Source organism: Burkholderia sp. BCC0097, from assembly GCF_902832985.1.
Classification (GTDB): Bacteria; Pseudomonadota; Gammaproteobacteria; order Burkholderiales; family Burkholderiaceae; genus Burkholderia; species Burkholderia orbicola.
In genome coordinates, this window is the sequence record NZ_CADFDM010000014.1 from 35,549 (window position 1) to 47,366 (window position 11,818).

Genomic DNA, 11,818 nt, shown 5'->3' on the forward strand with positions numbered 1-11,818 from the left:
AATGACTCCTGGATCAATGGTCCGTCGCTGCGGGCATCGCAGCCGCTGCACGGTCGACTGCGCCGGCAGGCGTGAGAATGCCCTGCATGACCCGATCAGCACTCGATATCGCCCCCGACGTCGAATCGCTGTTGGAGCTGGAAGTAGCCGCCTTGCTACCGCTACTGCTAGCATCCCGCGCAGGAGTCGGCGGCATCACCGGCCGGAACGCGGCCTGGATGCGCTGCTGGTTGTGCGCGATCGACCAGTGGCCAGGATCGACGATCAGATAGACGTATTCCTGGTCATGCAAGTCGGAGTCCGCGTCCTGCCACGGCGCGAACCAGACACGCATTTCGCGCGAAGCCGTGTGAACCGGAGCGCCGCTATCGAGCGCTTTGGGGAGAATCTCGGCGGAGCCGACGACGGGTCGAGAACTGGCACTGACCGCAGCACCCGATGCGTTCGATGCCGGGCCGGGATCTCCGGCATAGCTGCCGAGTGCGATATTGGTCGTCGCGCCCGCGCCTGTATGAACGTGCTGATCAGGCAGGTTATGCGCCATCGCGTTGGCATAGATGCCGGACATGCTGCTGCAGAGCACACCTTCAGGCGCCTTGCAGGCGAATTGCGAGTTCGCGTCGTAGCCGCTGAAGCTGCAGCCGGTCAGACTGAGAAGCGCTGAAAGCGTGGCGAGCATGATCTTGTTTTTCATGGTCACTTCGCTCCAAGCCATTGATCGATTGCTTCGGCGCTGGCGGCGCCCGGCAGCACCCGCCCGTCCTCGCTCACGAGCGCAGGCGTGCCGGAAATTCCCATGCTTGCGGCCAGGGCTTCGTTCGCGTCGATGGGATTTGCGCACGACACGAGCTTCGGCTCGACGCGTGGCGGGGCAGGTGTCTTGGCAGCGACGCCAGTCGGAGTCGATCCCTGATCACGCATCCAGCGCGACAATGCGAGGGGCATCCACGCGTGCCAGGTGGCAAGCCTGTCCTCGGCGCACCAGATCGCTATGGAATGGGCGCGGGCACGCGGATGAATCGATTCGAGCGGGTACATGAAGCGGTAGATCGTGACGTCCTTGAGCTTGGAGAGGTCGTCCTCCAAGGCCAGGCAGTAGGGACAATCGGGATCGTCGAAGATTGCGAGCTTGCGGCGGCCGGTACCGTGAACCTCGACGAACGCGTCCTGAAGCCGATCCGCCGGGAACCGCACCTTCTGCAGCGCTTGCTCGAGCGGCACGGTCAGATCCTGCTGCGTCACCATGTCGAAGAGATGGCCAAACAGGAAGTACCGCCCGGTGACATCCGTATAGGCAACCTTGTTACCCATCACGACCTCATAGATGCCGACCGACGGCGTGGCGGCGACCTCGCGAAACTTGGTTGCCGGGTAGCGTGCATGGAGCGCCGCCTTGAGCGCAGCTACGCCGGGATCAAGGTTCGGGTCGGCAGGGTTTATCTGCGACGTCGCAGCCTGAGCGACGGACGCCGTGACACCGACTTCAGAGCTTGGCCCGGCGACGCGCGCCGGAACCGTGGATGGCACCGCGGATGTACCTTGGGTGGTGCAGCCCCACGCGATGCACGTCGTCATCAGAAGAGCGAAAGTGAATTTGGCGTGTTTCATTGGATCATTGAGCATGTTGAGGGCGAGGTGCCGGCGGCGAACGTGGGCGCCGACGCTGGAGGGACGGTCATTTGCCGAGATGGCTTCGAAAAAGCGTGATGCTTGACCCCATCGATCGTGCGGCCAGCCAGCTTCTTACCAACGCGCAGCATGCGGGCGTCGCCGTCGTCGTAGGCTGCTGAATCGATGCCGTCGTAGACCTGGCCAGTCCGTTTGGCCCACGCTCCAAACCACGTGCGGTCGCACCACTCGATCTTGCTGATCTCGGTCATCGCCGCACCATCATGCAAAGGTCCGCCCGGCGCTTGATCTCAGCCGCGTATACGGTCAAGTCGCCGGTCAACACAACATGCGTGCGCGGTGCGGCCGGCACACCGACATACTCTTCAACAGGGGAATCCGCGGTCTGCTTATCTCCGGCAATGCGGACGTTGTAGCCCCGCGAATTCGGAACATGCGCAATCGAGAGCGTGCCCTGCGAGACCATCGCTTCGAGCAGCGGGCGAATCCGTGCCGCGCTCAGGTGAAACTCGCTTGCCAACGCGTAGGCTGCATAGGCGACACGTGGGCGCATCGCAGCAAGTACATCGTTGGCAGTCGGCATATATTTGGCACGAGGCATGGTCAGTCCTCCAGGGGCTTGCGGCGTTGCACGAAGTCCCACAGCGCGGCCGGCAAGAACCGCGCCTCTGCACCTCGCTGGTCGAGCATCATCGCGACGTTGGCAACATCCACGGGATCGCCCATCGCGACGACCTCGATAAGCTCGCTCGCGAGCGTCATCGCCGAGACGGTCGCGGGGTCGCGCCGTCCGCGACGGCCTTCTTGACGCTTCTTGGCGAGCTTGCGTTTCATCCGTGCAGCGAAGAGGTCAACGGCGACATCGTCCGGATGTACTGAGCCAGCGCGTCGATTCCAGGCGGCTGCAGCGGCAGCGGCGTCGTTGAAGAGCAGCACCATCTGATAACCGGGGCACGCGGGTTCGACGCAACTCCCACCGAACATCGCTTCGGAAACACGCATGACCGCGTCAAGGTCGCAGTACGGACACGGGACAAGTTGATAATCGCGGGGAGAGTTCATTGAAGTTCTCCAGAGACGGCCGCGCGCGCAGCGACCCGCTCGAAATAGAAGACGACAGGCGCCCCGGTTTCCTCGATCAACCCGTAGCACTTCGCCAGGCGATCGATCGGGTGATACGCGTTGAGGGAGGCGACATGCTTCATGAGCGCTTGGCGCCACTGCTCAAGCGACATCTGCCCCTTGCTGATGTTGCAAGGCGGACAGGACGGCATGTAATTCGACTCGACGTCACGCTCCGGATGCCTCGACGGGACGCTCACAAGCTTCCATTGGCCATTCGCGGTTCGCTTGGTCTCGACCGCGCGTACAACCGGGTCTACATGGTCGCCATGCCACCGATCGGGCAATGGCATTCCACAGTACGCGCAGCGGCCGTCGTATTTGCGCCGGAGCCGATCGCGCTGTGCTTTCGTCAGCCGGCTCACGCTTTATGCTCCACGGCAGGTGTGGCAGCATCCTGGCAGGCGACTCCACGATCCGCGCCTGCGTCCAGCTTGACGGCGCCGGCGCGGCGCGCTTCGGCCGTGGAACGGATCACAATCTCCACCTGTTCCCAGAGCCAGGGCTTGCAGTCGCGCGCAAGTTCGTTCGGAAAGCCGGTAATGCCAATGGCACCGGCCGGCGTCCTGATGTCGAGTTGGCCGCCCATGACCGGACTGCTGGAAATCTTCGTGAGCTCGCCAGCGGCAACGATCGCGTCAGGCTGCGTGGGGGCAGACGCGACGGCCTCGTCCATGTACCAGTGCATCATGGCGAGCAGGCCGATATCGATGGGGTCGCCCTTGTCGACGTGCGAGCGCAACATAGTCGACAGATCACCCCGTTGTGCGCTCCACCACCCGGCACGCCCCTGGGCTCTACCCACTGCCATCTTTGCCTTCAACACGCGGTTGAACCCGTCGAGTGCTGCATCGTCGAACGCTGCCGCACTTGTCAGTGGATTCGCGTCGGTCACGTCGGTAACGGCTGACGAACCAAGCTCGTTGCTGGAGAGGTCGAGCAGATCCGCAGCTTGCTTAAGAAATTCAAGGAAGCCCGATTGAAACGCGGGATCACCGCGAAATCGATCGGCACCGATATCCGCGAATCCCCGCACCTGCTCGGCAATGAGCAAAGCAGCGCCGCACCAACCGGCAAGCGCCCGGCGCATTTCCGGTTGGTGGTAGTTGCCGTCTCCATCCTTCGTGAACGACGCTTCGTGAACCGCTTGGTCCGCACACCGCAGCATCGCGGCCTCGAACGCTGCGATGGTCACGCTCTTCGTTTCATCAATCATCGGTGTAGCCCCCATCGTTAGCACGGCCATCGTTGGCCAAGCCATCGTTGATGTTGCTGATATCGGAGAGGGCGCCGTCGTATTCGGCTCCCTTTGACACGGCGAACTCGACGATGCGACCACCGTCCGTCTCGATCACAGGGAAAAGCTTTTCGGCCGCTCGGATGTAGTACTGCTTAAGAGTGTCTGCACCCCCAGATACGCCGCTGCCGATGGCGGCACGGCCGACCTGGCTCGGGTTGATAATGGAGGTGGACCCGAGTGCGGTATTGCTGAGGGTGTTGGCTGATTCGTTGAACGCTTGCCCAATCCCGGAGGAGATACCGGCGAACACCGACATGGCCAGTGCCGATCCTGCCTTCGAGACTAGTCGACCTCGCACGCCTTCCTTGCCGTCCTCGCCCATGACGTTGCCCTTAATCGGCATTTCCACGGTTCGGCCGTTCTTCAGGATGCAGTCGAGCGTTTCACCGCGCATGTGAGTGCGCTCGCTGGAAACGTCGCCATACGCCTGCGTCAGGATGCGGCACTCCGTGATGTCGAGCTTGCGACTGTTCGGTAGATTGGCTGCGTCCAATACCTGGAGGAACACCGGAAGCGGATCGTGCTGGGCCTCGCCGCCCGTCGGAGCGTCGACGCCGTTCATCATGAATACGCGCACGAAGGAGGTGGCAGGGATGAAAGTGACTTTCTTCTTGCCGTTGGCCTTCAGGCAGTCCTGCTGTGCGCGTGTCGCCTGATCCAACGGCAACGACGAGTAGCGGGGGTCGACGCAGTCGACCCCGTTGCCGGTCGGCGCATTGAATTGAATGATGGCGAGCTTTGGAGGGGCGGCAGCCATATCGACACCGGGGTTGCCGGATTTGCCGAATGGCGGATTCAGGATTGCGCCCGTCTTGGCCGGGGCCCCGTTGAGGGGAATTGGCTTGTCCAGGGCCGCGCGGTCTGCCGTTGCTCCGGACGCGGCCGCGGGGGCGCTTGCCGGCGTGCTCTTCATCGCGTCGATCCGCTTGCTGAGCTCGTCCTGGGCTTTCGACAAGGCTTTCATCTGTGACACGGCATCGTCGGCGCGCGAATCTATACTCGACATCCTGCGCGTAAGCTCAGCGAGTTGCGCCTCCGAGTGAGCCCGCCAGGCATTGCGATCGTTCTGGTCGCCGAGGCTCGTAAACGGCACCTTCGTGGTGAACTGACGATTGGCCGGCCCGCTCTGCGTGAAGAACATACCAACGGTGAAGAGGCCAGCGAGGACGGCGAAGCAGGCCACGGTCAGGATCCGCTGGCGGCGCTTGGTTGCTTGATTGACATCACTCATGGTCGCCCCGCTCACGAACGACATAGACAATCGTGCTGGCGCCGGCCGGCAGGTTTGCGTTTTCGATCGCGATGGCGAGCACGCCCGGCGCGTAGAGTTCGCGCTCGTCGATGGCCATGTCGGTGTGCGAGGTATTCGAGAGCGTGTAGGTCTCGCCAATGAAATCGCCGTCGCTGTACTGACGGACCAGCGTCAATACAGCCTCCTTCCAGAGCGGCACGACAGTGTCGAGCGACGTGTACGACAGCTGCGGTGCCCCCCGACCACCGGCCATCGCCAGCATCATGAGTTTCACCCGTCGTTGAAAAGCCGACGCGTGGAGCGCTTGGGTCGAGCGCGCTGCAGGCGGTTCGATACGGATATCTTCGGCCGGTCGCGGACCGGGAACGAGCAATAATCGGTAGGTCGTGCCGGCGTCATCGATCACGAACACCGTGATCGACTCATTCAGCGCGGTCGGATTCGCGGGCATGAGCCAGAGCTTTCCGCCGTCTTGCGTCCACGAGATCGAGCCTGGTAGAGCTGGCACGATCTTCGAAAAGCTGCGCCCCCCGGACATTGACAGAACGTTGTATTCCGCCGCGGAGATCGAGACCTGCTGCGTTTGCCGATCCGCTCCCTTGACGACCTGGATCGCATGCGCACTAGTGGTAGTCAGGAACATCATGGCGGCAAACACGAGACGCGGCCTGAATGCCGTGCACAATTTCGGCGACTGTCGATTGAAGGCAAATTTCATGATGCGGGAGTCTCCGTTGTGACCAGCGGCTCGACGCCTTGTTTGCCGCGCGCGGCTTCTCGGATGTCGAGGAGGACTAAGCGGCCGAAGACGGTGATTCCGAAATAGACCTCGTAGGTCTTTTGTTCCGAGCTCGTGCGCTTGCCGGAGATGTAGGTGGTCAAGGTGCCGGTGACCTTCACAGCTTTGTTGCGGAAATCCACCTCGCCTACCCCCATCGGCTCGAAGACGTCCGTCACGCCGTCGTGCTTGATCTGGAGTGCGTCGGCCTCCCATGCCGTCTTGAGCGCGGCGCGTCGATCGTCGTCGACCATGGACAGGAGAATCCGTACGTTGTTGTCGACGGTGGTCGGCGTGACACTTTTGGAAAGGGAGAGCACGTACGCGGCCTGATCGGCGAGGTACTGGTCGTTTGCATACCGAGCCCCGACGACGTAGGTGCCGCGAACGGCTGGCGGCATGATGATGACGCGCTGCGTGACGACCAGCCATGCACAGGTGAGCGCGATGACCACACTGGTGGTGCCGTTTCCGAGCAGCACTTTCTTCAGAAAGCGGTTCTCGGCCTGCAGCTGTTCGCGTGATTGGGCGGCTTTACCGGGTGTCATCGAATCACCCGTTCAGTTCGCGAAGATCGGACGGCGGAAACTTCTTCGGCGCTGGCTGACCCAATACCCAGTACATGACGTGAGCCGACATACCGGGATGCTGGCCCGAGCTGAACTTCTGCCAAAGCGCCGCGATCGCAACGCCCGCGACTAGACCAAGCAGGGTGTGGTTAAGCAACACACCGCCGATCGTGCCAGTGAGCCCGATCGCTGCTACATCCTTGCGAAAGAACAGAAACTTCTCCGGGTCGTCAAGGCGACTGGGTACGTAGTGACTGAGATCATCCGACATCGCCGCTCCCGGTCAGATCGTCGCGGTATAGCTGGCGTCGATGATGCCGACGATTATCCCGGTCAGGATGCCGATTCCCGACGGGACAACGAAAGCACCGTAGTCCTTCACGAACATCGCGCGCACACTCCCGAACATCAAACCAGCGAGTGCGCAGCTTTTTCCGGGATTGCCTTTGACCCATCCCTCAAGGGTGGTCGACCCTTGCTGGAACTCCACGCCGTCCGTTCCAAATGCGTAACGGGCGACCATCATTAGCGTGACCGCGAGGATCACGGCAACGACGAAGTTCAGCGTTTCACGCACTTCGGATTTCTCCAGAAGCGCCTTCGCGCGATCCTCGAAAGCAACGAGGGCGCTCGCGGCTCGATATTCGAGCATCTCGAGCTGGTTGAATTGAGCGGTATTCATCTAGTCCTCATGTGGTAGCTAGCCAGCAGCGCGGGCCGGGGGTTGTGCTCGCGCCGCTATATGCAGCGCGAGCACGATTCAGGGGGAAAGTAGTTAAACGAACAATCGAAATTTCATTACGGATTACTTACTGTCGCGTTTCCTCCTTGGTCGAGTGGTGAATCGGTGAGCTGCGCGGACTAACGGCCCGCCAGGTGCTTCGACGCCGTCCCGACCGCGGCGCCCGCGGTGCAAAGCGTTCGATTCGCCACCTTCGCGACTCGGTGGACATGTCGGATTCGCGCTTGCAGGGATTGGTGGCGCTTGGCGATCGGCGTGGAAAGCGCTTGAACGGGCCGGGTTTCTGCGGCCGATACAGGGAGCGATAGATTCTCTTGAACGACAGGCGCCGGCGCCGCGAGGTGCTTGATCGTCGGTTCAGGGCACGAGTCGCCGGAACAGAACACGTAGCGGCCGGAGCCGGGTTCGCCGATCTGCGTGACGTCGTAGTCCGGAAGGCGGGAAGACGCAAAGCAGGCTTGCGTAAGGGTCCCGACAATCAGGCCAAGAAGAGGGACGAGGCGCATCATCGCGCGCCTCCTTCGGCGACCTTGCCGAGCGCCGACTGGGCGCGATAGCCCGCATATGCGCGCTGCACCAGCCGGACATAGCGCGCCTGGGCGGCGATGTTCGTGGAACCGGGCCCTGTGTTGTAGCAACCGACGGCGGCCCAGGTCGCGCCCTTGGCCTGGATGCAGTTGGCGAGCACCCACGCGCTGAGCTTAAGGTTCACGCACGGGTTCAGGAGGTCGCGTTGGGTGACGCCGTAGCTGACGAGTTCGGGAAGATGGACATCGTTGATTTGCGCGGCTCCCCACGCCCTGTGGCCGTCCGGCAAGCGCGGCCCAACGGCGCCGGGCACGCCACGGGATTCGACCCAGGTTATCGCCCGCAGGAGATCGGGATCGAGGTGATAGAGTGCTGCCGCCTCATTGAAGATATTGCCCTTGCAAACGTCCGCGGTCGCTGGCGGAGAAGCGAGCAGGGCGATCGTGGCAGCAACTGCCACGCAGAAGGTGCGCATCGCACACGATGAGTGGCGACGCACGGAATAAAAAACGTAGCGTATCGGGTTGCCCCGAAACGCTACGAGACCGCCTGCAGTCGAGGCACTGAGAGAAGAAAGCGACAGGCGGGATACGAGCGAAAGCTGCTCGTACCAAAAGAGCAACATGGAGCAAAAAGGGGGTCCGTCCGAAAAGATGCGTGACACCGAACCCGCAGGGCAAGACATGCCGCTGCGGAGGAGGTTTGACGCGGAACAGCGATCGAATGTCTTGCTCGCGCGTGATATTCCGGTGCGGTGGACAAGGCGTATCGCCGTCGCCTTAAAAAGGGACGCATCGAATGCGTCAATCCCGAAGGATTGACGTACAATATCTGTAGCCACGAGTGGTCTCTCTCAGCTTTCCCAGCTATTTGCTTGTGGTCAGGACATATGGGGTGTTGGCGCACCCTGTATGTCCGTCTTAATTAACTACAACTGCACAACACAGACATGAATGTTCGGAGACTTTCCGAATCTGCGGCGTGACGATATTCGAAGCGCCGCACATGTTTTTTTGTCCACTTCAAAACCCACGGCGGTCAATTGACCAAGATCGCGTATAGAACAGCTAGTCACACGTGGGCAGCGCTCAGAACTCATTACGCTTTCGCGCGAGCGGCTCAGAGGCCGGGCCGACTTCGCATCGGTAAACCTGGCGACTGCCGCTACCTGGAGCTACCAGGTTCGTACCGCTCATCCCTTTGGATTCCACTGCAGGGTGATCACGTTAACGTTCAGCTCGTGCTTCTCAAAGTACTTCATCATGCTATCCAGGCTTGCCCATGTCCTCGGTTCATTGCGGAACGTATACAACGTGTGCAAGCCCTCTTTCCAAGACAGTTCGACGACGAAGAGATAGCCCCTATCCGTGCGCAAAACCGATGCGTGCTTGATAGCGTTGTTCTTCGCGGCATCCCGAAATTCCGCCTCAGTAATCTTGCTCAACCCACCCTCCAATGTGCTCAACTGGAGGATAGTAAAGCGATAGCTACCGATTCGGATGGTTCGATTCAATTTCTACCAACATTACCTGTATTGCACTGCATTAGAACATGACTTGCATTGCAAAACAACATATTTTGCAGGGCGCAGCGGGAGACGACGATCTTGTCCTCTCACCCTGACCAGCGCCGATCGGTCGACCAGCAAATGACGTTACCAACTGTAACAGGATGTTGAAAATTTTCAACTCCTTCGTTGAACAAAAATTAGGGTCGGACAAAGCGCGTGAAGAAAAAGGAAGAACTTGCAAGTCTAGCGGCCACGTTTGTGGCAACAATCAAACACTTGCAGCAGGAGGCCGGGGTTAACGACTCGGAACTGTCGCGCGCGATCGATCTTGACCGGGGGACGCTCAGCCGCCTGTTATCGGGTGAAACTATCGATCCGAGACTGAGCACGATTTCAGCAATTGCCCGGTTTTTCGCCGTTCCGATGTCGTCCCTCTTCGGCGAAGAGAGCAGGGGGTTCGTGCCTGTCTATGAGCAGCGGAGTCTGCGCGACGCGCGAAAAGTATCCGCGGCGCCGCGCCACGGTCAGCTGTGGATCAGGGTATCGAACGCAAATTCGAGTCGATTTGCGATTGCACTCGCCCCCAAGAGCCGCACCGAACCGCTTCCGCACAATGCCATCCTTGTCATAGGAGATTATGCTTCTCTTGATTCAGGCGATTTTGCATTTGTCGAAGTAGATGAACAAACTTACACCTTCGTCAAGTTGACGGATGGCGAAAAACTCATCGGTTACGACATAGAATCAACCTCAAAGCGCCGGCCCATATTGATAAATGAGCAAGCGATCATCGGAAAAGTTGTGGAAATTATAATGGGCACTAGCTCCGAATGAAATTCACCTTATAGTCGTAATGATCGACACCATCACGCGACTTTATCCAGAGAACGATTCTGGAAAACAAGACAGAGAACGCCATTTCGTACAACATCTTTATCGTGATTTGTGCAAGCACGATCTTGAGAAGCACAGTCAACGGCACAACACCGTAAAACAATAGTGTCCCAAATAGAACGCTATCGACGACTGCTCCGACTGCATTGGCCGCAAGAAAACGAAGAATCAGGGCGCGGCCTCTTAGTGCGATCTTCAGCCTAGATACGACCAGCGAATTAGATAACTCGCCTGCGAAGTAGCCGACAGCCGACGCGCCCAGCGCCCTCATCATTTGATGGGACACTCCGAGAACGCTACCGCCCAGCCATCCCGCCTTCTCGAGCGACAGAATAATCAGAATAACCGGGATGTTCACTAAAAACGCACCCCATATCACATGGCGACTTACAACAAATCCATACGTCTCCGTTATGCAAGCCCCAAAGCAATACGTCAACGGAAAAACGACTAGCGCGGTCGGAAAGAGGACGCTGTACCCATGCAGGAACGGCAGGTTGATGGTGGTGATACTATCTCCAATTAAATTGGTAGTGACCAACATGACGCTGAAAAGTGCCGTAAGATAAATAATCCCGTAAGGGAAGTGCGGCACTCGCTCGGTGATGTTCTGGATATTGACGTCGTTAGCATTTACCGTAGCGAGCAATGCGACATCGTTGGCAGAGAATTTGCCAATCCAATCCGCCTCTAACAGTTCACCAACGGGCAGCTTCATCGAAATACCCGTATCATTCACGCGCACTCTCGCGACCGAAAATCGCTTTTCACCATCCTTCGGAAGAATCGCCTCTACCTGGCATCTCGGGATACTATTTGCCGTTACCATAATTGCGCCTGTTCAAAATCGATCCACCAAACAACCAAAAGCACCACCGGCCTACCTTGGAAAACCGAACACTTACGTCACTTGGGCAGATTCTGATACGCCATCTTCAATATGATATCTCGATATTGCGGATACTTTCCCAGCAACTCGGACTGAGTAAGAATTCTATAATCAGCATCGTCAAATCCCGGCACAACAGCGCAACTGACCAACGTGTAATCACCTGAATCGACCGACGCCCCGAAAATCCATCCTCCGCGCATAACTACAGAAAGTACCTCTCCATGTTCCACGTTCGGGCCGAGACGGACCGTCCGATATGCTCCCGTTTCATCGATGACGTGCATCATGAGCGGGTCGCCAGAGTGGTAGTACCATATTTCATCGGATATCATCTGATGGAAGTGCGACGGGCTATCATGGGTCACCATGAAATAGATTCCGCTATAATTTTTCCTTTCAGCGCCGCTCGCCGTCTTTCGATAAATGTCAGAACCAAATGCGTATCTAAAATAGCCTCCTTCCGGATGAGGCTCCAGACCAAGTTTCTCCATCCAGAATTCCCTGGATTCGCGAGGTCTGCTGCTATTTGAATTTGGCATAACGTTTCCCGCAGATATCATGAAAACTATTACAAAAATCGAAACGAAGGTTACTCGTTGAAG

18 protein-coding genes are annotated in these 11,818 nt (G+C 58.9%); 1 reads left to right on the forward strand and 17 read right to left on the reverse strand.

Translation table 11 applies throughout. The features are described from left to right. Nucleotides 1–13 precede the first annotated feature (13 nt). The 15 genes from traV to HWX07_RS33840 form a co-directional block, all read right to left on the reverse strand. Nucleotides 14–694, reverse strand: coding sequence for a type IV conjugative transfer system lipoprotein TraV (gene traV, locus HWX07_RS33770; protein WP_027811075.1), 681 nt, complete (start codon nt 692–694; stop codon nt 14–16). 2 nt (nt 695–696) lie between these two features. Next, on the reverse strand, nt 697–1,608 hold the full coding sequence (locus HWX07_RS33775) for a DsbC family protein (RefSeq protein ID WP_223274479.1): 912 nt from the start codon (nt 1,606–1,608) through the stop codon (nt 697–699). Beyond that, the gene (locus HWX07_RS33780) at nt 1,605–1,880 is read right to left on the reverse strand and encodes a hypothetical protein (RefSeq protein WP_027811073.1); all 276 of its coding nucleotides are present in this window, start codon (nt 1,878–1,880) and stop codon (nt 1,605–1,607) included. Before HWX07_RS33780 ends, HWX07_RS33775 begins: the two co-directional genes overlap by 4 nt. Continuing rightward, on the reverse strand, nt 1,877–2,230 hold the full coding sequence (locus tag HWX07_RS33785) for a hypothetical protein (RefSeq protein WP_027811072.1): 354 nt from the start codon (nt 2,228–2,230) through the stop codon (nt 1,877–1,879). The genes HWX07_RS33780 and HWX07_RS33785 overlap by 4 nt, the downstream gene beginning before the upstream one ends. Nucleotides 2,231–2,232: 2 nt before the next feature. Further along, nucleotides 2,233–2,691 (reverse strand): hypothetical protein, encoded by a 459-nt coding sequence (locus tag HWX07_RS33790; protein ID WP_027811071.1) that lies wholly within the window; start codon nt 2,689–2,691, stop codon nt 2,233–2,235. Continuing rightward, a complete protein-coding gene (locus HWX07_RS33795; RefSeq protein ID WP_027811070.1) occupies nt 2,688–3,116 on the reverse strand; it encodes an HNH endonuclease signature motif containing protein in 429 nt (142 codons plus the stop codon). The genes HWX07_RS33790 and HWX07_RS33795 overlap by 4 nt, the downstream gene beginning before the upstream one ends. Then, a complete protein-coding gene (locus HWX07_RS33800) occupies nt 3,113–3,967 on the reverse strand; it encodes a hypothetical protein (RefSeq protein ID WP_175048440.1) in 855 nt (284 codons plus the stop codon). Before HWX07_RS33800 ends, HWX07_RS33795 begins: the two co-directional genes overlap by 4 nt. After that, nucleotides 3,960–5,282, reverse strand: a complete 1,323-nt coding sequence (locus HWX07_RS33805) for a TrbI/VirB10 family protein (RefSeq protein ID WP_027811069.1) — start codon at nt 5,280–5,282, stop codon at nt 3,960–3,962. The genes HWX07_RS33800 and HWX07_RS33805 overlap by 8 nt, the downstream gene beginning before the upstream one ends. Continuing rightward, a complete protein-coding gene (locus tag HWX07_RS33810; RefSeq protein ID WP_027811068.1) occupies nt 5,275–6,021 on the reverse strand; it encodes a type-F conjugative transfer system secretin TraK in 747 nt (248 codons plus the stop codon). Before HWX07_RS33810 ends, HWX07_RS33805 begins: the two co-directional genes overlap by 8 nt. Continuing rightward, entirely contained in the window at nt 6,018–6,629 is a 612-nt protein-coding gene (locus tag HWX07_RS33815; protein ID WP_027811067.1) for a type IV conjugative transfer system protein TraE, read from the reverse strand. The genes HWX07_RS33810 and HWX07_RS33815 overlap by 4 nt, the downstream gene beginning before the upstream one ends. A gap of 4 nt (nt 6,630–6,633) precedes the next feature. Further along, nucleotides 6,634–6,921 (reverse strand): type IV conjugative transfer system protein TraL, encoded by a 288-nt coding sequence (gene traL / locus HWX07_RS33820; RefSeq protein WP_027811066.1) that lies wholly within the window; start codon nt 6,919–6,921, stop codon nt 6,634–6,636. A 12-nt stretch (nt 6,922–6,933) separates the two neighbouring features. Further along, nucleotides 6,934–7,332, reverse strand: coding sequence for a hypothetical protein (locus tag HWX07_RS33825; protein ID WP_027811065.1), 399 nt, complete (start codon nt 7,330–7,332; stop codon nt 6,934–6,936). Between the two features lie 179 nt (nt 7,333–7,511). Next, entirely contained in the window at nt 7,512–7,901 is a 390-nt protein-coding gene (locus tag HWX07_RS33830) for a hypothetical protein (RefSeq protein ID WP_034192246.1), read from the reverse strand. After that, complete coding sequence (locus HWX07_RS33835) at nt 7,898–8,545, reverse strand: lytic transglycosylase domain-containing protein (RefSeq protein ID WP_223274478.1); 648 nt, start codon at nt 8,543–8,545, stop codon at nt 7,898–7,900. The genes HWX07_RS33830 and HWX07_RS33835 overlap by 4 nt, the downstream gene beginning before the upstream one ends. A 567-nt stretch (nt 8,546–9,112) precedes the next feature. Then, nucleotides 9,113–9,364: a hypothetical protein gene (locus HWX07_RS33840; RefSeq protein WP_034192245.1), complete on the reverse strand. Its 252-nt coding sequence runs from the start codon at nt 9,362–9,364 to the stop codon at nt 9,113–9,115. Nucleotides 9,365–9,646: 282 nt separating this feature from the next. Here HWX07_RS33840 and HWX07_RS33845 point away from each other — a divergent pair, with 282 nt between their 5' ends. Continuing rightward, a complete protein-coding gene (locus HWX07_RS33845; RefSeq protein ID WP_049120948.1) occupies nt 9,647–10,264 on the forward strand; it encodes a helix-turn-helix transcriptional regulator in 618 nt (205 codons plus the stop codon). On the opposite strand, the gene HWX07_RS33850 is transcribed toward HWX07_RS33845, so the two are convergent. Both HWX07_RS33850 and HWX07_RS33855 read right to left on the reverse strand, forming a co-directional pair. Further along, nucleotides 10,251–11,042 carry a VUT family protein gene (locus HWX07_RS33850; protein WP_034192243.1) on the reverse strand — a complete coding sequence of 264 codons (792 nt, stop codon included), beginning with the start codon at nt 11,040–11,042 and terminating at the stop codon, nt 10,251–10,253. The two genes, HWX07_RS33845 and HWX07_RS33850, sit on opposite strands and share 14 nt — an antisense overlap. 188 nt (nt 11,043–11,230) lie before the next feature. Further along, nucleotides 11,231–11,707: a cupin domain-containing protein gene (locus HWX07_RS33855; RefSeq protein WP_034192242.1), complete on the reverse strand. Its 477-nt coding sequence runs from the start codon at nt 11,705–11,707 to the stop codon at nt 11,231–11,233. Between the last annotated feature and the right edge of the window lie 111 nt (nt 11,708–11,818).